Annotated in this window: 15 protein-coding genes; 3 read left to right on the forward strand and 12 right to left on the reverse strand. The window is 62.9% G+C overall.

The genetic code is table 11. The features are described from left to right. Positions 1 to 2: 2 nt before the first annotated feature. Complete coding sequence (locus tag AB7A72_RS04695) at positions 3 to 1,724, forward strand: long-chain fatty acid--CoA ligase (RefSeq protein WP_369459159.1); 1,722 nt, start codon at positions 3 to 5, stop codon at positions 1,722 to 1,724. Between the two features lie 40 nt (positions 1,725 to 1,764). On the opposite strand, the gene AB7A72_RS04700 is transcribed toward AB7A72_RS04695, so the two are convergent. The 3 genes from AB7A72_RS04700 to AB7A72_RS04710 form a co-directional block, all read right to left on the reverse strand. After that, the gene (locus AB7A72_RS04700) at positions 1,765 to 1,989 is read right to left on the reverse strand and encodes a hypothetical protein (RefSeq protein WP_369459160.1); all 225 of its coding nucleotides are present in this window, start codon (positions 1,987 to 1,989) and stop codon (positions 1,765 to 1,767) included. A gap of 77 nt (positions 1,990 to 2,066) precedes the next feature. Continuing rightward, positions 2,067 to 2,381, reverse strand: coding sequence for a cupin domain-containing protein (locus AB7A72_RS04705; protein ID WP_239812171.1), 315 nt, complete (start codon positions 2,379 to 2,381; stop codon positions 2,067 to 2,069). A gap of 16 nt (positions 2,382 to 2,397) precedes the next feature. Next, the gene (locus tag AB7A72_RS04710) at positions 2,398 to 4,446 is read right to left on the reverse strand and encodes an ABC-F family ATP-binding cassette domain-containing protein (RefSeq protein ID WP_312530600.1); all 2,049 of its coding nucleotides are present in this window, start codon (positions 4,444 to 4,446) and stop codon (positions 2,398 to 2,400) included. A 328-nt stretch (positions 4,447 to 4,774) separates the two neighbouring features. On the opposite strand from AB7A72_RS04710, the gene AB7A72_RS04715 reads away from it, so the two are divergent. Then, positions 4,775 to 5,566, forward strand: coding sequence for a ferritin-like domain-containing protein (locus tag AB7A72_RS04715; RefSeq protein WP_407064956.1), 792 nt, complete (start codon positions 4,775 to 4,777; stop codon positions 5,564 to 5,566). A gap of 155 nt (positions 5,567 to 5,721) precedes the next feature. Here the strand turns inward: AB7A72_RS04715 and prmB are convergent, their stop codons facing one another. From prmB to AB7A72_RS04760, 9 genes are all read right to left on the reverse strand, one after another. Beyond that, complete coding sequence (gene prmB, locus AB7A72_RS04720; RefSeq protein ID WP_369459162.1) at positions 5,722 to 6,633, reverse strand: 50S ribosomal protein L3 N(5)-glutamine methyltransferase; 912 nt, start codon at positions 6,631 to 6,633, stop codon at positions 5,722 to 5,724. An 82-nt stretch (positions 6,634 to 6,715) separates the two neighbouring features. Further along, a complete protein-coding gene (dapE, locus tag AB7A72_RS04725) occupies positions 6,716 to 7,864 on the reverse strand; it encodes a succinyl-diaminopimelate desuccinylase (protein WP_369459164.1) in 1,149 nt (382 codons plus the stop codon). Between the two features lie 104 nt (positions 7,865 to 7,968). Then, positions 7,969 to 9,129 (reverse strand): PilT/PilU family type 4a pilus ATPase, encoded by a 1,161-nt coding sequence (locus AB7A72_RS04730; protein WP_230778243.1) that lies wholly within the window; start codon positions 9,127 to 9,129, stop codon positions 7,969 to 7,971. A gap of 289 nt (positions 9,130 to 9,418) precedes the next feature. After that, positions 9,419 to 10,243 carry a 2,3,4,5-tetrahydropyridine-2,6-dicarboxylate N-succinyltransferase gene (gene dapD, locus AB7A72_RS04735; protein WP_312409189.1) on the reverse strand — a complete coding sequence of 275 codons (825 nt, stop codon included), beginning with the start codon at positions 10,241 to 10,243 and terminating at the stop codon, positions 9,419 to 9,421. A gap of 3 nt (positions 10,244 to 10,246) precedes the next feature. Then, entirely contained in the window at positions 10,247 to 11,455 is a 1,209-nt protein-coding gene (gene dapC, locus AB7A72_RS04740; RefSeq protein WP_369459165.1) for a succinyldiaminopimelate transaminase, read from the reverse strand. 103 nt (positions 11,456 to 11,558) lie between these two features. Beyond that, positions 11,559 to 12,290 carry an RnfABCDGE type electron transport complex subunit B gene (locus AB7A72_RS04745; protein WP_369459518.1) on the reverse strand — a complete coding sequence of 244 codons (732 nt, stop codon included), beginning with the start codon at positions 12,288 to 12,290 and terminating at the stop codon, positions 11,559 to 11,561. Between the two features lie 38 nt (positions 12,291 to 12,328). Further along, the gene (locus AB7A72_RS04750) at positions 12,329 to 13,657 is read right to left on the reverse strand and encodes a polyhydroxyalkanoate depolymerase (protein WP_312409188.1); all 1,329 of its coding nucleotides are present in this window, start codon (positions 13,655 to 13,657) and stop codon (positions 12,329 to 12,331) included. A 286-nt stretch (positions 13,658 to 13,943) separates the two neighbouring features. Continuing rightward, the gene (locus tag AB7A72_RS04755; RefSeq protein ID WP_239812163.1) at positions 13,944 to 15,014 is read right to left on the reverse strand and encodes a GTP pyrophosphokinase; all 1,071 of its coding nucleotides are present in this window, start codon (positions 15,012 to 15,014) and stop codon (positions 13,944 to 13,946) included. 53 nt (positions 15,015 to 15,067) lie between these two features. Next, a complete protein-coding gene (locus AB7A72_RS04760) occupies positions 15,068 to 16,153 on the reverse strand; it encodes an AI-2E family transporter (protein ID WP_239812700.1) in 1,086 nt (361 codons plus the stop codon). Between the two features lie 247 nt (positions 16,154 to 16,400). Here AB7A72_RS04760 and AB7A72_RS04765 point away from each other — a divergent pair, with 247 nt between their 5' ends. Next, the gene (locus AB7A72_RS04765) at positions 16,401 to 19,280 is read left to right on the forward strand and encodes a 2-oxoglutarate dehydrogenase E1 component (RefSeq protein WP_239812162.1); all 2,880 of its coding nucleotides are present in this window, start codon (positions 16,401 to 16,403) and stop codon (positions 19,278 to 19,280) included. The last annotated feature ends 9 nt before the right edge of the window (positions 19,281 to 19,289 follow it).

Raw genomic sequence — 19,289 nt, forward strand, 5'->3', positions numbered from 1 at the left:
CCATGACCTCTGCTGCAGACCTGCCTGCACCGACCTCCACTTCCCCGTACTGGCCTGGGCGCGTGCCCCGGCGGTTGACCGTGCCGGCCACCTCGGTCTGGGACAACCTGGCCGTCAACGCCCGCCGCTATCCGGACCATGCCGCACTGGTGTTTTTTGACCAGTCCATCAGCTATGGCCAGATGTGCGAGCAGACCGAGCGCCTGGCCGCCCATTTGCACCAGCAGGGCGTGCGCAAGGGTGACCGGGTGATCCTGCTGATGCAGAACTGCCCGCAGCTGGTGCTGGCGCACTACGCCATCCTGCGTGCCAATGCGGTGGTGGTGCCCGTCAACCCGATGAATACCGCCGCCGAGCTGGCCCACTACATCAGCGACGCCGATGCACGCGTGGCCATCACCACCGCCGATCTGGCGCCTGCGCTGTGCGAGGCCAGCGCCAGTCTGCCACCTGCCCAGCAGCTGGTGCATATGCTCATCAGCCATCTGTCAGATACGATGCCGGCAGATGCCGCAGCGCAGCCGGATTTTCCACCGGGCTGGGTGCCCTGGTTGCTGGGCAACGCGCCTTTGCCAGCTGCGGACCGGCTGGGTGCGACCACCGTCAGCCGCTGGCGGGATGCGGTCCAATGCACTGCCGAGCCACCGGCGATCGCGGTGGCGGCGGGCGACATGGCCATCCTGCCCTATACCAGCGGTACCACAGGCCTGCCCAAGGGCTGCATCCATGCGCACAGCCATGTGCAGCATGCGGCGATGGCGGGCGTGCTCTGGGGCCGGCAAAGCACCGAGAGCGTGAATCTGGTGGTGGCGCCGATGTTCCATATCACCGGCATGGTCTCCATCATGCATGTGCTGGTCTGTGCCGGGGCCACCTTGGTGATCATGCCGCGCTGGGACCGGCAACTGGCGGCTGCGCTGATGGCGCGGTACCGGGTAACGCACTGGGCCAATATCCCGACGATGGTGGTCGATCTGCTAGCCAGCCCGAACCTGGCGCAGATGGATACCCGCAGCCTGGTCTACATGGGCGGCGGAGGCGCGGCGATGCCGCAATCGGTGGCGCAAAGGGTCAAGGAGGTCTGGGGCCTGGACTATATCGAGGGCTATGGCATGACCGAGACCTGTGGTGCCTCCCACGCCAACCCCTATGAGCACCCCAAGCAGCAGTGCCTGGGGCTGCCGCATATCGGCATGCATTCATTGGTGATCGACCCTGACACCGGGCAGCCGATGGCCGACGGCGAGGTGGGAGAGATTGTGGTGCAGGGCCCGCAGGTGCTGCAGGGCTACTGGAAGCAGCCTGCGGCCACGGCCGCCAGCTTTGTCGAGGTGGCGGGTCAGCGCTTTTTCCGCACCGGTGACCTGGGTTACCGCGATGCCGATGGCTATTTCTTCCTGACCGATCGCTTGAAGCGCATGATCAACGCCAGCGGCTACAAGGTCTGGCCGGCCGAGGTCGAGAGCCTCATGTACCGCCACCCGGCGATCCTGGAGGCCTGCGTGATCTCCGCCCGCGATGACTACCGGGGCGAGACCGTCAAGGCCGTCGTGGTATTGCGGCCAGAGCAGCAGGGCATGGTCAGTGCACAGGACATCATCGACTGGTGCCGCGAACACATGGCGGTGTACAAGGCGCCGCGCCTGGTGCAACTGGTGGACCAGCTGCCCAAAAGTGGCAGCGGCAAGGTGATGTGGCGCTTGCTGCAGGAAAAGGAGCAGTGATTGGCGGGCAGGCGGCCCGTCTGCGCAGTGGAGGAATGCGCTACCACCAGCGCATCAGCTGCAGCGCCCTGTGCCAGAAACCATCGCCATACTGGAGCGCGAGCCAGGCGCAAACCGCTGCGCAGATGACGCAGAGCAAGGCCCATGCCGTCCAGCTGGGTTCGGCATGAAAACCGATGACAGCGGCAATGAACAAGCCCAGCAGGCTACCAAAAAAGAGGCGTACGTTGCGCTCGCTGCTGTCGCGGGGTGGGTCTTCATGCATGGTTTGGAGGGGCAGTGCCGGGCCTGGCAGTGTAGGCGGATGCAGTCTGCGCTGCCAAGCCTGACGTAGGGTGCAGGCTACACGCTGCCCGCCTTTTCAATCACCAAGATGCGTGCCTCGCCCTGCGGGTGGGCCACATGCTCGCAGCCCACACCAGCGTGGAAGATATCGCCGGCCTGCAAAAGCGCTTGCTTTGCTTCGCCGGCCTCGCGCCAGTGCATCACCACCTGGCCCTGCATCACCGCAAAGACTTCCTCGCCGTCGTTGACATGCCAGATGTAGGGCTGGTCCGTCCAGTGCAAACGGACGCTGGTGCCGTCCATCTGGGCAATGTCCTGGGCGCCCCAGGGGCGTTCGGCAGTGAAGTCCTGGCTGCGGATGATGCGTTGCATGGTGTCTTCACGCCCTTTACGCGGTCGCGTTCAACTCCTGGCTGATCGCCTCGATCTGCTCGGACAGTTCCAGCCAGCGCTCTTCGAGCTGCTCGATCTCGCCATTGACGGCGCTCAGCTGCTTGCCGGCGTCGACGATGTCCGCGCCCGACAGACCGGGGGTTGCCAGCTTGGTCTCCAGCGCATCGCGCTGGGTGTTGAGCTGGGGCAGCTTCTTGTCGATCTGTTCCAGCTCTTTCTTGAAGGGCTTGGTCTTGTCGGCCAGTTGCTGGCGGGCCAATGCAGCGAGGCGGCGCGCTTCCTTGGGGTCGCCCACAGGCTCGGCCTTGGCTGGCGCAGGCGCAGGGGTTGGTGCGGGTGCTGCAACCGGTGCCGCGACGGGGGCGGCCACAGGTGCGGGTGCTGCATCCTTGCTGCGCGATTGCATATCTGCCTGGCGCGCCTCTTCGCGCAGGCGCTTGGATTCGTCCAGCAGGTAGCGCTGGTAGTCGTCCAGGTCGCCATCGAAGGGGCCGACCTGGCCCCGGCCGACCATCCAGAAGTCTTCGCAGACGGCGCGCAGCAAATGGCGGTCATGGCTGACCAGCATGACGGTGCCGTCAAAGTCGTTCAGTGCCATCGCAAGCGCTTCACGGGTGGCCAGGTCCAGGTGGTTGGTTGGCTCATCGAGCAGCAGCAGGTTGGGGCGCTGCCAAACGATCATCGCCAGCACCAGACGGGCTTTTTCGCCACCGCTCATACTGCCCACAGCCTGCTTGACCATGTCGCCGCTGAAATTGAAGGTGCCCAGGAAGTTGCGCAGGTCCTGCTCGCGGGCGCTGTTGCCTTCGCTGCCGATTTCCTTGGCCAGGCGGATCATGTGCTCCAGCGGGTTCTCGCTGGGGCGCAGCACGTCCAGCTCCTGCTGGGCAAAGTAGCCGATGTTGAGGCCCTTGCCTTCCGTCACCGTACCGGCCAGCGCCTTCATCTCGCGGGCAATGGTCTTGACCAGGGTCGATTTACCCTGGCCGTTGGCGCCCAGAATACCGATGCGCTGGCCTGCCAGCACCGAGCGGTTGACACCTTGCAGAATCGTGGTCTGCTTGCCGTCTTCGTCCTCATAGCCAAAGGCGGCATCGGTGATGGCCAGCATCGGGTTGGGCAGGTTGGCCGGTTCCTTGAACTCGAAGGTGAACTCGGCCTCGGCCAGCACCGGCGCAATCTTTTCCATGCGGTCGAGCTGCTTGACCCGGCTTTGCGCCTGCTTGGCCTTGCTGGCCTTGGCCTTGAAGCGGTCAATGAACTTCTGCAGATGCGCCATCTTCTCTTGCTGCTTGGCAAAGCTGGCCTGCTGCAGCTCCAGCTGCTGGGCACGCAGCTCTTCGAAGCGGCTGTAGTTGCCGCCGTAGCGCGTCAGCTGCCCACCCTGGATCTGCAACGTGACATTGGTGATCGCATCGAGAAACTCGCGGTCGTGGCTGATGGTGATCAGGGTGCCGGGGTAGCGCTTGAGCCAGGCTTCGAGCCAGACGAGGGCGTCCAGGTCCAAGTGGTTGGTCGGCTCGTCGAGCAGCAGCAGATCGCTGGGGCACATCAGCGCGCGGGCCAGCTGCAGGCGCATGCGCCACCCGCCCGAGAAGCTGTTGACCGGGTGTTCCAGCTCCTGCACCTTGAAGCCCAGGCCCAGGATCAGCGCCTGTGCGCGGGGCACGGCATCGTGGGCACCGGCATCGGCCAGGTCGGCATAGGCCTGGGCAAGCGCCATGCCGTCGCCCGATGCTTCAGCGGCCTCCAGCTGGGCCTGCACTTCCACCAGACGGGTGTCGCCTTCCAGCACGAACTGGGTGGCTGATTCATCGGTTTCGGGCATGTGCTGGGCCACCTGGCCCATGCGCCACTGGGCGGGGATGTGGAAATCGCCACCGTCTTCCGTCAGCGAGCCGTTGAGCAGCGCAAACAACGTGGACTTGCCGGCGCCGTTGCGGCCGACCAGGCCCACCGATTCGCCCGGGTTGATGGTGGTGGTGACGCCGTCAAGCAGCACTTTGGTGCCGCGGCGCAGGGTGATATTTTTCAGCGTAATCATGAATGGCTCCGATTATCGCCGCCCTGGGCTTGGCCCAGGGGCTTGGAGGGCATAGCTGTTGCTGGGCCGGCCCTAGCGCTGGCGCTTGCAAAATGCGTGTAGGCCACCGCCTCGACCTGTTGTCAGTGGAAATGGGAGTAGGAATCAGTCACATGCTCAGGCTATCCAATCGGCCGCAGCAGGGCCATACTGCCATGTGCAAACGCCATATTTCAGCGATGGCAATCACAAGGACAGTGCTATGACGACAGCCTCTGAAATACATGGACGGTCCGCCGACGACCACCAGGATGCAGGAGAGGCGGTTTCCGCCCGGCACCACTGGCGGATGGCCGACATTGACTATGCGCATATCGACCATGCTGCGGTCGCGCAGGACGAGGACATGTTCTACCTGCTGATGAGCGCCTCCTTTGTCGAGACCGGCTCGGACACCTATGCGGCCAACCTCGGCGCGCACTACGCCCGCTATCCGGACATCCAGCACTGGCTGGAAGACCGCTGGGAGCATGAGGAACTGCAGCATGGCGAATCGCTGCGGCGCTATGTGGAGACCGTGTGGCCCAGTTTTGACTGGCAAAAAGCCTATGACAGCTTTTTCGCCGAGTATTCACTGCTGTGCACGCAGGAAGCGCTGCTGGAGGATCCGCGCCTGGAGATGGTGGCACGCTGCGTGGTGGAGACCGGCACCACCGCCTACTACCATACCCTGCGCTCGCTCAGCAACGAGCCGGTGCTCACGGGGCTGCTGGGCCATATCCGCAATGACGAGGTCGGGCACTTCAAGCATTTCCTGGCCTACTTTAAAAGCCTGCAGGCCCAAGAGCCGGTAGGCCGGTTGCGCATTGCCCAGGCGCTGTACAGCCGCCTGAAGGAATTGCGCGAGAGCGACTCGGATGTCGCGCTGCGCCATGTGTATGCTAACAAGGGCGAGCTGTTCAGCGACCGGCAGCGCAGCTTCGATGCGGTGGCCCAGCGCATCTACCACCTGATCAGCACCGGCCTGCCGGCCCAGCTGGCGGTGCAGATGCTGCTCAAGCCCATGCTGCTGCCGCCCAAGCTGGAATCGTGCCTGCACCGGCCTATCAGCCGGCTGGCCTGCAGAATGCTGGCTTACTAAGAGCCGCTAACACAACCCTTGATACATCGTTGCCTCGCCGGCCGCGCCAAGCCTTGTCGTACGTCTGTACTGCCTGCGGCTTGACGCCTCGTTTCAATCGCAAACCTTCGGTTTGCTGGGTCGTGTTAGCGGCTCTAAGGCAAACCTGGATCCGATTAGAGCTGCGTGGGTTGCTCCTGCGACCAGTGCATCAGCGCCTCGCGGGTCAGCAGCAGCACCTGGTCATCACCGGCGCTGGTGTCCATCCAGAACACCGGCAGGCCGGGAAAGGCGGCCTCGAAAAAAGCACGCTCGTTGCCGATCTCGAGCACCAGCACACCGTCTTCGCTCAGGCGCTGGGGCAGCTCCAGAATCAGGCCGCGCACAAAGTCCATGCCATCCTCGCCACCGGCCAGCGCCAGCACGGGTTCGGCTTGGTATTCCAGCGGCAGGCTGACCATGCTCTGGGCATTGACATAAGGCGGGTTGCAGAGGATCAGATCCCAGGGGCCGCGTGCGTTGGCCATGCCGTCCGACTGCACCAGCTGCACACGCTCCTGCATGCCATGCTGGTCCACGTTGATGCGGGCCACGGCCAGCGCATCGGCCGACAGGTCGGCGCCGGTGACCTGCACATCGGGGTAGGCCATGGCCGCCAGGCAGGCCAGGCTGCCATTGCCGGTGCACAGGTCCAGCACCAGGCGGGTCTTGTCGCTCAGCCAGTCGTCAATGCTGCCATCGGCCAGCAGCTCGGCGATCAGGCTGCGCGGCACGATGGAGCGCTCGTCGATGTAGAACGGCACGCCTTGTAGCCAGGCCTGCTGGGTCAGGTAGGCGGCGGGCTTGCGGCTGCGGATGCGCTCGGCCACCAGTTGTTCGAGCTTGACGCGCTGTTCATCGCTGACCGCTTGGTTCGCGACCGAGCCGGCGCCATCCGGGCTGGTGTCGCTGTCCACCGGCAGGCCCAGCGACCAGAGCACCAGCCAGCTGGCCTCGTCTTCCGCATTGGTGGTGCCATGGCCAAAATGCACGCCAGCAGTGCGCAGGGCAGCTGCGCTGTCATCAATCAGGGTGCGGATGGTGGTCATGGCTCAACTCAGGCAAAAATCAAAGACCGCCATTGTAGGCTTGATGACAGCGGCAAGGCGCCACGGCTATCCGACAGCTGGCTTAGCGTGCCAGGTTTTCCAGAATGCGGCGGTAGATGTTTTTCAGCGGCTCGATATCGGCCACGGCCACACACTCGTCGATCTTGTGGATGGTGGCGTTTGACGGGCCGATCTCGATGACTTCCGGGCAGATGTCGGCGACAAAACGGCCATCGCTGGTGCCGCCGGTGGTCGAGAGGGCGGTTTCCAGACCCACCTCGTCGCGGATGGCCTGCTGCACGGCAGTCACCAGCACGCCTGGTGTGGTCAGAAAGGGCTTGCCGCCCAGGGTCCATTTGAGGTCGTACTCGAGCGCATGGCGCTCCAGGGTGGATTTGACACGTGCCTTGAGGTTCTCGGCCGTCGATTCGGTGCTGAAGCGGAAGTTGAAGTCCACCACCATCTGGCCCGGGATCACATTGCCAGCACCCGTGCCTGCATGGATATTGCTCATCTGGAAGCTGGTGGGCGGAAAGAAGGCATTGCCTTCGTCCCACACCGTGGCGGCCAGCTCGCCCAGCGCGCCTAGGCCCTGGTGGATGGGGTTGCGGGCCAGCTGCGGGTAGGCGATATGGCCTTGCACGCCATGGATGGTGAGCTTGCCGGTGAGGCTGCCGCGCCGGCCGTTCTTGACCATGTCCCCCAGCTTCTGCACCGCAGTGGGTTCGCCCACCAGGCAGTAGTCCAGCACTTGGCCGCGCTGGCGCAGCTGCTCGACGACCACCGCCGTGCCATCCACGCTCGGGCCTTCTTCGTCGCTGGTCAGCAGCAGCGCAATATCCAGCGGCGCTGCAGCGTTCTGGGCGACAAACTCCTCGGCGGCCACGACAAAGGCGGCGATCGAGGTCTTCATGTCGCTGGCGCCACGGCCGTAGAGCTTGCCATCGCGGTGCGAGGGGGTGAAGGGGTGCGAGTTCCACTGTTCCAGCGGACCGGTGGGCACCACATCGGTGTGGCCGACAAAGACCACGGTCTTGGCGCCCGCCACGCCGCTGCGGCGCAGCGCCCAGAGGTTGCTCACCCGAAAGCTGTCGGGGCCGCTGTCCATGCGCTCGCAGGCAAAACCCAGCGGTTGGAGCAGGTCGGAAATCATTTCCAGACAGCCTTCGTCGTTGGGCGTCACGGAGGGACGGGCGATCAGTTGCTCGGTCAGTTGCAGGGTGCTGGACATGGCGTCAAAAGAGTGGGGGCGGGGAGGTCAACAACAATGCGGCCCGCAGGCCGCATTCAAGGCGTATTGCCACGGGGGCGTGGTGCAGGGCAACGGCCGCTATCTTACTCTTGGTTCACGTCGAGCACGATTTCCGTGAACGAGGCCGCGTCGTCCAGCTCGGGCTTGGCGGCCACCTGGGCCTTGGCCGCATTGGCCGCCATCTGGAAGTCGTTTTGCAGGCGCCACATCAGGTTGGTGGGCGAGTCGGAATTGGCCAGGCCTTCTTCGCGGCTGATCTTGCCACTGTGGATGAGCGCGGCCAGCGCGCCTTCAAAGGTGACCGAGCCTTCGGCCATGGACTTTTCCATCGCCTCGCGCACGGCCGAGAAGTTGCCTTGCTCGATCATCTCGCCCACCAGCTTGGTGTTGAGCATCACCTCGATGGCCGCCGTGCGCTTGCCGGTGACGGTCTTGACCAGCCGTTGCGACACGACCGCGCGCAGCGCAGATGCGAGGTCGCCCAGCATGGTGGGCCGGACTTCGACAGGGTAGAAGCTCAGGATCCGGTTGAGCGCGTGGTAGCTGTTGTTGCCGTGCAAGGTGGCCAGGCACAGGTGGCCCGATTGCGCATAGGCAATGGCGGCCGACATGGTCTCGCGGTCACGGATTTCGCCGATCATGATCACGTCAGGCGCCTGGCGCAGTGCATTCTTCAGCGCGGTTTGCAAAGAGGCGGTATCGCTGCCCACTTCACGCTGGTTGATGATGGAGCGGCGGTTGGAGAACTGGTACTCGATCGGGTCTTCCACCGTCAGGATGTGGCCGCTTTGCTGGCCATTGCGGTGGTCGATCATCGCCGCCAGCGAGGTGCTCTTGCCCGAGCCGGTGGCACCGACAAACAGCACCAGGCCGCGCCGGGCCATGATGAGTTCCTGGAATATCTCGGGCAGCTCGAGCTGCTCCAGGCTGGGGATGTCCTGCGGAACATAGCGGATGACGACGGCGCAGCTGCCACGCTGGTGCATCGCGCTGACCCGGAAGCGGCCCACGCCTTCGAGCGGCACACCGATGTTGAGCTCACCGGTTTCGTCGAGCTCTTCAATGCGCTCGGGCGGTACGATCTCGGCCAGCAAGGTGCGCGGCGCGTCGGGCGTCAAGGTCTGGTTGTTGAGGGGAATGCACTCGCCCTGGATCTTGACCAGCGCGGGCGCATTGGCTGACAGATAGACATCCGAGGCTTTGTTGTCCGCCATCAGGCGCAAGATTCGCTCCATGGTTCCCATGTCAGTTCCCTCCAGTGATTTGTGCTTAGAACGTATTTACAAATTCACTCCAGTCCGTGGGGACCGTGGCGTTGAAATGCCCGGCCCGGTGCCGCCCGAGCGTGTCCCATCCCGCAAAACTGCTGTCGCGGCGCCAGGACATCGTAAACACGATCTTGGATTGTAGGCTTAGCCAGGCGCTGAATAAACGATGTTGCGTCCTCGCCGCAGCCTGGCGCGGTGCAAAGCGGCGACAAAAAAGCCCTGCAGCGCAAAGCTTGCAGGGCTTGTTGATCGCCTCGGCGGCAGATCAGTCGCGCAGCAGGTCGTTGATGCTGGTCTTGGCGCGGGTCTCGGGCGTCACTTGCTTGACGATCACCGCGCAGTACAGGCTGTGGCTGCCGTCCTTGGCAGGCATGGAGCCGCTCACCACGACCGAGCCCGAAGGCACGCGGCCGTAGCTGACTTCGCCGGTCATGCGGTTGTAGATCTTCGTGGACTGGCTGATGTACACGCCCATCGAGATGACGGAGTTTTCTTCGACGATCACGCCTTCAACGATTTCGGAGCGGGCACCGATGAAGCAGTTGTCTTCAATGATGGTGGGGTTGGCTTGCAGGGGTTCGAGCACGCCGCCCAGGCCCACACCGCCCGACAGGTGAACGTTCTTGCCCACTTGTGCGCACGAGCCCACGGTGGCCCAGGTGTCGACCATCGTGCCTTCGCCCACATAGGCGCCGATGTTCACGTAGGAAGGCATCAGGATGGCGCCCTTGGCCACAAAGCTGCCGCGGCGTGCCACGGCAGGCGGCACCACGCGCACGCCGGTGGCGGCGATGTCGGCTTCGGACATGCCGGCGTACTTGGTCGGCACCTTGTCGTAGAAGTTCAGGTCGCCGGCCTGCACCAGCGCATTGTCCTTGAGGCGGAACGACAGCAGCACGGCCTTCTTGATCCACTGGTGCACGGTCCATTGGCCCACGCCTTCACGGGTGGCCACGCGCAGCTCGCCCTTGTCCAGGGCGTTGATCACATGGTCGACTGCATCGACGATTTCTTTGGGTGCCGAGGCAGGCGAGAGCGTCGTGCGGGCTTCCCAGGCGGATTCGATGATGGTTTGCAGTTGTTGCGTCATGGTTTAGGCTTTTTTCCAGGATTGAATGAATTGGGCAATGCGCTGGGCGGCTTCCAGGCATTCGGCGGTCTGGGCGACCAGGGCCATGCGGATGCGGCCAGCGCCAGGATTGCTGCCATTGAAGTCACGGGCCAGATAGCTGCCTGGCAGAACCGTGACATTGTATTGGGCATAGAGTTCGCGCGCGAACTCGGTGTCTGACAAGCCCATATGCGCGGGCACGCCGGCCCAGAGGTAGAAGCTGGCATCGGGCAGTTGCACGTCCATCACCGCCGACAGCACCGGCGTGACTTCGGCAAATTTGCGGCGGTACTGCTCGCGGTTGTCTTCGACATGGCGCTCGTCGCCCCAGGCTGCAATGCTGGCCGCCTGCACCGGCGGGCTCATCGCGCCGCCCTGGTAGGTGCGGTAGAGCGTGAAGGCCTTGATCAACTCGGCGTCACCGGCGACAAAACCGCTGCGCAGGCCCGGCACATTGCTGCGCTTGGACAGACTGGTGAACGAGACCAGGCGGCGGAAATCGCTGCGGCCCAGCTGCGCTGCCGCCTGCATGCCGCCCAGCGGTGGCTCGTCGCGGAAGTAGATTTCGCTGTAGCACTCGTCCGAGGCAATGACAAAGCCATAGCGGTCGGAGAGTTCAAACAGCTTTTTCCACTCGCCAAGCGGCATCACGGCGCCGGTGGGGTTGCCTGGCGAGCAGACAAAGATCAGCTGGGTGCGCTGCCAGATGTCCTCGGGCACGCTGGCCCAGTCCACGGCAAAGTTCTTGCTGGCGATGCTGGGCACGTAATAGGGCGTGGCGCCTGCAAGCAGGGCCGCGCCTTCGTAGATTTGGTAGAAGGGGTTGGGGCAGAGCACGACCGGGTCGGGCTTGCTGCTGTCCACCACCGTTTGCGTGAAGGCAAACAGCGCCTCACGGCTGCCATTGACCGGCAGGGTGTGCTTGTGCCCATCGACCTGCAGGCCATAGCGCGTGGACAGCCAGTTGGCAAAGGCTTCGCGCAGTGCAGGCGTACCCGCAGTGGCCGGATAGACCGACAGACCGGCCAGATTGCCCGAGAGCGCCTGTTCGATGAATGCGGGGGTGGGGTGGCGGGGCTCACCGATACCCAGGCTGATCGGCGCCTGGTCTGCGGGCGGTGTCACACCGGCAAACAACTGGCGCAGGCGCTCAAACGGGTAGGGCTGCAGTTTCTGGAGCAAGGGGTTCATAAGCCAGCCATTATGGTGCACAGGCGCGCGTTTTTTTGCGCCGTTCTGTCATGCCGGGTAGGGGCTTGGCGGCCTTGGGCGACGTCCCAGCGCCAAGCGGCCATTAAGACGAGCGGTTGCCGCCTTGTTGCTGCTGGGCTTTGGCCAAAATGGCGGCCAGGATTGCCTTTTTGTCTGCTGCGGCCGGGGCTGCCACTGTGGCCTTGCTGGCCGCGTTATTTTGCGCGGCGGCTGCACTGACGGCTGCGGCCTGGGCCGCTTGGGCACTGATGGCTGCGCTGGCGATACGGGGCGAGAGCGGTGCATCGGCTGCCGGGCTGGGCGCCGGCGTCCGGTCGGCATGGCCGAGTCGCTGTTGGTGCTTTTGGTAGCGCAGCCGGGCCTGCTGGGCCTGTGCGGGGCTCCAGGCGGCCCAGCCGGTGGCTTCGCCGCTGGCATTGTCCAGCACGATGCAATCGACCGGGCAGACCGGCAGGCAGAGCTCGCAGCCGGTACAGGCCTCTGGGATCACGGTGTGCATGCGCTTGTTCGCACCCAGGATGGCATCGGTCGGGCAGGCCTTGATGCACAGGGTGCAGCCGATGCACCAGTTCTCATCGATGCGGGCAACCGTGCGCACGGCTTCGAGGCCGTTGTCCGGGTTCAGCGGCAGCGCGGCCTGACCGGTGATGGCCGCCAGGCGTACCACGCCTTCCTGGCCGCCGGGCGGGCATTGGTTGATCGGCGCCTGGCCCTGAGCAATGGCCTGGGCATAGTGGTGGCAATCGGGGTAGCCGCAGCGCGTGCACTGGGTCTGCGGCAGGGCCGCATCAATGGCGCCAATGAAAACAGCCAGCGCAGAGGCTGGCTGGTGGCTGGTTTTGAGAAAGTCGGTCACACCGTGTGCAAGGTATTTTGCTTGGAAGTCGCCGATTTTACGTTGCCTGGGCGTTCCTCGACGCGGTTGTTGGCGAGGATGAAGTCCTTGAGCATCGGGTAGACCATGGTGCGCCAGCGCTTGCCGCTGAAGATGCCGTAGTGGCCTGCGCCCTTGACCTCGAAGTGACGGGTGTCGACCGCCTTGAGGCCGGTGCACAGATCATGCGCCGCCTGGGTCTGGCCGGAGCCGGAGATGTCATCGAGCTCGCCTTCGACCGTCAGCAGCGCGCTGTGGCGGATGTCCTGCGGCTTGACCAGCTCCAGGTTGCCCTCGGGCGAACGCACCTCCCAGGTGCCCTTGACCAGCGCAAAGTCCTGGAACACGGTCTTGATGGTTTCCAGGTAGTAGGCCGCATCCATGTCGAGCACGGCGTTGTACTCGTCGTAGAACTTGCGGTGGTGCTCGGCGCTGTCTTCGTTGCCCTTGAGCAGGTCCTTGAAGTAGTCGTAGTGGCTCATCGCATGGCGGTCGGGGTTCATGCTGACAAAGCCCATGTGCTGCAGGAAGCCGGGGTAGACCAGGCGGCCGGCACCCGGGAAGTTGCCTGGCACCGGATGGATCACATTCGACTCGAACCACTGCAGGTCGTGCGTGGTGGCCAGGTTGTTCACCGTGGTGGGCGATTTGCGGGCATCAATCGGGCCGCCCATCATCGTCATCGACAGCGGTGTCTTCTCGCCACGGCTGGCCATCAGCGACACGGCAGCGAGCACCGGCACCGTGGGCTGGCAGACGCTCACCACATGGCAGTTGCCATAGATACCCTGGATGTGGCGGATGAACTCCTGCACGTAGTTCACATAGTCATCGAGGTGGAAGATGCCTTCGCTTTGCGGCACCAGGCGCGCATTGGTCCAGTCGGTGATGTAGACCTTGTGGTCCGCCAGCATGGTGCGCACGGTCTCGCGCAGCAAGGTGGCGTAATGGCCCGACAACGGTGCCACAACCAGTACCACGGGCTGCTGCTTCATCGCCGCCAGGCTGGTCTGGTCATCGGAGAAGCGCTTGAAACGGCGCAGCTCGCAAAAGGGCTTGGTTAGCTCGACGCGCTCGTGGATCGCGATCTCATGGCCATTGGCCTCGACGGTGTTGATGCCGAAAGCGGGCTTCTCATAGTCCTTGCCGAGCCGGTAGAACAGGTCAAAGCCCGCCGAGGCGCGCTGGGCCGTGTTGGTCTGGCTGATCGGCCACAGCGGATTGCTCAGCATCTTCGATGTGGCGTGGGCGTATTCTGCGAAGGGCTCCATCAGGGCCCGCTGGGTTTCATACAGTTGGTACAGCATCAAAACTCCGTGGATGTTGCGTTGCAATATAGCAGCAGCCTGTGTCAAAAAGCACGGTCGTGCATGCTCGTAAACACGGGGAGAGGCCTGAAAACCGGGTTCTGCGCCTTTGTCTGCATTGTGCTAACCGCGCCTGGCAGCCGCATGGCCGCTGCAATGCGGCAGGGCGGCTGGCCCGGTTGACAAAGATTGACTTTAGCTAATGGCTGAGAGCCTTGCTAGAGTATTGTTCCGGCGTATGCGTAGGTCCCTGGCGCACGGCCTGAGGCGGCCAGCGCTGCGGTGCTTAATCTTCGCTGGTGCTGTTGGCCGGCTGCCGCTGCAGCCACTCTTCAAAGGCCTCGCGGGCGGAGTTGCGCAGCGTTTTGCGAAAGCGCTGCTTGTCTTCCAGATAGAGGCAGTGGCGCATGACCGTGAAGGGGTTGAAGCTGCTGGATGGATAGCGGTGCTGGAAGTCTGCCTTGTAATGGCGCACTGTGGTGACATGCTTTTGCACCACGGCAAACAGCCAGCCCGCGTGGCGCACGGCAAAGTCATGCAGCAGCTCGTCGAGGAAGAACTCCACCTTCTGCGGGTCGAACTCATAGCCCGGAAAGTGCTTGTGGCCAAAGGCGACAAAGCTGAAGGCATCGAGCGGTTCGTTGTTGTCGCTCAGTCCGTCGCCAAAGGCGCCCTCGGCCTCGTCCTCGGCACGCGAGAGCGCCAGGGCCTGGCTGGTTTCGTTGCGGATCTGCAGGAACTCGCGGTCCGCCAGTTCAAACAGCGCAGACAGGATGTTGATGCGGCGCTTGAGATTGGTCGGGATGGACTTCTTGTACTTGATCTTGTGGTCCAGCTCACTCCAGGAGTCCTGGATGATCGTGCGGATCTGCAGCTCGAACGCCTGGTCGGCATAGGCCTGGTGTTCGGTCAGCTGCGCTTGCTGCGCATTGAGCCGCAGGTCCATGTGGATGCCCTTGTAGCCAAACTCGGACTCCGAGTCTTCCATCGGCGAGGTCTTGTCGGTGATCTCGATCACATCAAAGTACTCGCGCACGCGGGACATGATCGCCGGTGGCTCGTCCTCATAGAGACAGACCACGCGCACGCCGATCAGGTCGGTGATGTAGTCCTGGATGGCATAGTCTTCGGACTGGTCTTCGACGAAGTTGCGGTACTTGCGCTTGAACTTGCGCACGCATTCATCGGCAGTCTTCACCCGGCACTCGAACTTGGCGATGTTGACGCCTTCGAGGTTGCTCAAAATGGCGTGGATCAGCGCATTGAACGAAGCCGCCGCTGCCTTGAGGGTGGGCAACTGGGCGGCATAGAAATCCAGGAACTCCTGTTTGCGGGATTCAAAATCGCGAGCGGGCATGGGTCGGGGCAGCAAAGAATGGGCAGGCGCCGTGCGCCCACCAGAAGAAGAGGTTACCTGGCGCTATTGTCTACCTCAGCGGAATCGCTGATGTGGGCCTGGGGCGCAAAAAGATCCCAGACGGCAATGAACAGCGCGGCAATCAGCGGGCCGATGACAAAACCGGTGAGGCCGAACAGCGACAACCCGCCCAACGTGGAGATCAGGATCAGGTAGTCGGGCATCTTCGTGTCCTTGCCCACCAGCAGCGGCCGCAGTACGTTGTCGACCATGCCCATGATGCCGGCACCGTAGGCCGCCAGAATGAGACCTTCAGTCGTGGAGCCTGTCGCAAAGTAATAAATGGCGACGGGGCCCCAGACAATGGCTGCACCGACGGCAGGCAGCAGCGACAGGAAGGCCATCACAACCCCCCACAGCAGCGATGCCTCAATGCCCAGGATCCAGAAAATGATGCCGCCCAGCGCGCCCTGGGTGGCAGCAACGGCCAGGTTTCCCTTGACCGTGGCGCGCACCACGGTGATGAATTTGGCGCCGAGCTTGCGCTTGTGCGCGTCATCGAGCGGCGTGGCGGCCAGGATCTTGCGGATCAATGTCTTGCCGTCGCGCAGGAAGAAGAACAGCAGGTAGAGCATGATGCAGAAGCTCACCAGAAAGCCCATCGTGTTCTGGCCGATGGCCAGCACCTTGGTGGCCACATACTGGCTGGCCTGCACCGAGATGCCCGAGACCTTCTCCTGCACGACCTTGGGATCGTTCAGGTTGAAGCGGGCCAGCAGGTCCAGCACCCACTGGGGCATCGCGTTGTAGATCTGCTGGAAGTACTGGCCGAAATTCATTTCGCCCGAGTGCACGCTTTCATAGATGGTGGCCGCTTCCTTGGCCAGGGAGATGCTCAGCAGGATCAGCGGCAGGATCACCAGCACCAGGCACAGAATCAGCGTAATCAAGGCCGCGATAGTCGGGTATTTGGGGAGGCGAACCAGTATTTTTTTGTGTAGAGGCGTAAACACAACAGCGAAGATCACGGCCCAGAAAACGGCGCCCTGAAAGGGGAAAAGCACGGCAAAAAAAGCAATGCTGACGCCTATTAGCAGCAAGATGAATGCTTTGTCGTGAAGAGAGTGGTTGTTGAACATCGAGCGCATCGGTGTGAATGGATAGCGCAAATGTATCTGGTTCCTGCATAAACCTACGCTATTCCAGGCCTGTGTCCGCTGGCGCAAGGCCATCGAAGGACAAGCCCAGATGGAAGTGGCACAATACCGGTTGATCGGCCCTTCCCAGCCACAGTCGCATCCGCCAATCGGTTCAGCCGTGTCGCGGAAGGTTGTTTATATGCACCAGCTAATGCTTTCCAGAGGAAAGCGGAGGTCAGCGGAGAAAATGAGCGATACAAACTCTGTGTATCAAGCCTACCAAGGCAACACCTATCTTTTCGGCGGCAATGCCCCCTATGTCGAAGAGATGTATGAGAACTACCTGGCCAACCCAGGCAGCGTACCAGACACCTGGCGCGCTTACTTTGATGCACTGCAAAACGTCCCCGCATTGGACGGCAGCAACGCCAAGGACGTCCCTCATCTTCCCGTAGTCAATGCCTTCGCCGAGCGCGCCAAGCAGGGCGTGACCAAGGTGGTGGTAGCGTCTGGTGCTGATTCGGAACTGGGCCGCAAGCGCACGGCTGTGCAGCAGCTGATCGCTGCGTACCGCAACGTTGGCGCACGCTGGGCCGATCTGGATCCGCTCAAGCGCCAAGAACGCCCCGAAATTCCTGAGCTCGATCCCGCCTTCTACGGCTTCACCGACGCCGACCAGGAAACCGTGTTCAACATCAGCAACACGTTCTTCGGCAAGGAATCGATGACCCTGCGCGAGCTGCTCAATGCACTGCGCGAAACCTACTGCGGCACGCTGGGCGCGGAGTACATGTACACCGCCGAGCAGAACCAGAAGCGCTGGTGGCAGCAAAAGCTCGAAACCATTCGCAGCAAGCCCGCCTTCAACGCCGACCAGAAAAAGCGCATTCTCGATCGCCTGACGGCGGCCGAAGGCCTGGAGCGTTTCCTGCATACCAAGTATGTGGGTCAGAAGCGCTTCTCGCTCGAAGGCGGCGAGTCCTTCATCGTTGCGATGGACCAGCTGATCAATGCCGCTGGCCAGACCGGCGTGCAGGAAATCGTCATCGGCATGGCCCACCGTGGCCGTCTGAACGTGCTGGTCAACACCTTGGGCAAGATGCCCAAGGACCTGTTTGCCGAGTTCGACCACACCGCTCCTGAAGAGCTGACCGCGGGCGACGTGAAGTACCACCAGGGCTTCAGCTCCGACGTGTCGACCGTGGGCGGCCCCGTCCACCTGTCGCTGGCCTTCAACCCCTCGCACCTGGAAATCGTCAACCCCGTGGTCGAAGGCTCGGTGCGCTCGCGCATGGACCGCCGCAACGATCCCCAGGGCAAGCAAGTGCTGCCCGTGCTGGTGCACGGTGACGCGGCCTTTGCCGGCCAGGGCGTGAACCAGGAAACGCTGGCACTGTCCGAAACCCGTGGCTACACCACGGGTGGCACGGTGCACATCATCATCAACAACCAGATTGGTTTCACGACCTCCGATCCCCGCGATCTGCGCTCGACCACGTATTGCACGGACATCGTCAAGATGATCGACTCGCCCGTGCTGCACGTGAACGGCGATGATCCGGAAGCGGTGGCGCTGGCGATGCAGATGGCTTTGGACTTCCGCATGGAGTTCTCCAAGGACGTCGTGGTCGACATCATCTGCTACCGCAAGCTCGGTCACAACGAGCAGGACACCCCTGCGCTGACCCAGCCGCTGATGTACAAGAAGATTGCCCAGCACCCCGGCACGCGCAAGCTGTATGCCGACAAGCTGGCCACGCAAGGCCTGGGCGAGACCTTGGGCGACGACATGGTCAAGGCCTACCGCGCTGCCATGGATGCGGGCAAGCACACGGTGGATCCGGTGCTGACCAACTTCAAGAGCCAGTACGCCGTGGACTGGAGCCCCTTCCTCAAGCAGAAGTGGACCGACAGTGCCGACACCGCCATTCCAGTGGCCGAGTGGAAGCGTCTGGCCGAGCGCGTCACGACCCTGCCTGACTCGGTAAACCCGCACCAGCTGGTCAAGAAGGTGTACGACGACCGCGCAGCGATGGGCCGTGGTGACATCAACGTCGACTGGGGCATGGGTGAAACCATGGCCTACGCGTCGCTGGTGGCGTCGGGCTACCCCATCCGCCTGTCGGGTGAAGACAGCGGCCGTGGCACCTTTACCCACCGCCACTCGGTCGTGCACGACCAAAAGCGTGAAAAGTGGGACGAAGGCACCTACATCCCACTGCAGAACGTGGCCGACAACCAGGCTCCGTTCACCGTGATCGACTCCATCCTGTCGGAAGAGGCAGTGCTGGGCTTCGAATACGGCTACGCGTCCAACGATCCCAACACCTTGGTGATCTGGGAAGCGCAGTTCGGCGACTTCGCCAACGGCGCCCAAGTGGTGATCGACCAGTTCATTGCCTCCGGTGAAGTCAAGTGGGGCCGTATCAATGGTCTGACCTTGATGCTGCCTCACGGCTACGAAGGCCAGGGCCCTGAGCACAGCTCGGCTCGCCTGGAGCGTTTCATGCAGCTGTCGGCTGACCAGAACATGCAAGTGACCCAGCCCACCACGGCTGCGCAGATCTTCCATTTGCTGCGCCGCCAGATGGTGCGTCCGCTGCGCAAGCCGCTGATCATCATGACCCCCAAGTCGCTGCTGCGTAACAAGGACGCGACTTCGCCCGTGTCGGAATTCACCTCCGGTGGCTTCCAGACGGTGATCGGTGAGCGCGATGAGGCCATCGTCGCCAATGCCGCCAAGGTCAAGCGCGTGATCGCCTGCTCGGGCAAGGTCTACTACGATCTGGTCAAGAAGCGCACCGAAGAAGGCAGCACCGATGTGGCCATCATCCGCGTCGAGCAGCTCTATCCGTTCCCCCACAAGGCCTTTGCCGCTGAACTGAAGAAGTACAGCGCCGCCAAGGAAGTGGTGTGGTGCCAGGACGAGCCGCAAAACCAGGGTGCATGGTTCTTCGTGCAGCACTACATCCACGAGAACATGCTCGACGGCCAAAAGCTGGGCTACTCCGGCCGTGCCGCTTCGGCATCGCCTGCAGTGGGCTATTCGCACCTGCACCAGGAGCAGCAAAAGGCGCTGGTCGAAGGCGCATTCGGCAAGCTCAAGGGCTTTGTGCTGACCAAGTAAGCACGACCT

This window comes from Comamonas sediminis (assembly GCF_041107495.1).
GTDB lineage: Bacteria > Pseudomonadota > Gammaproteobacteria > Burkholderiales > Burkholderiaceae_C > Comamonas > Comamonas sediminis.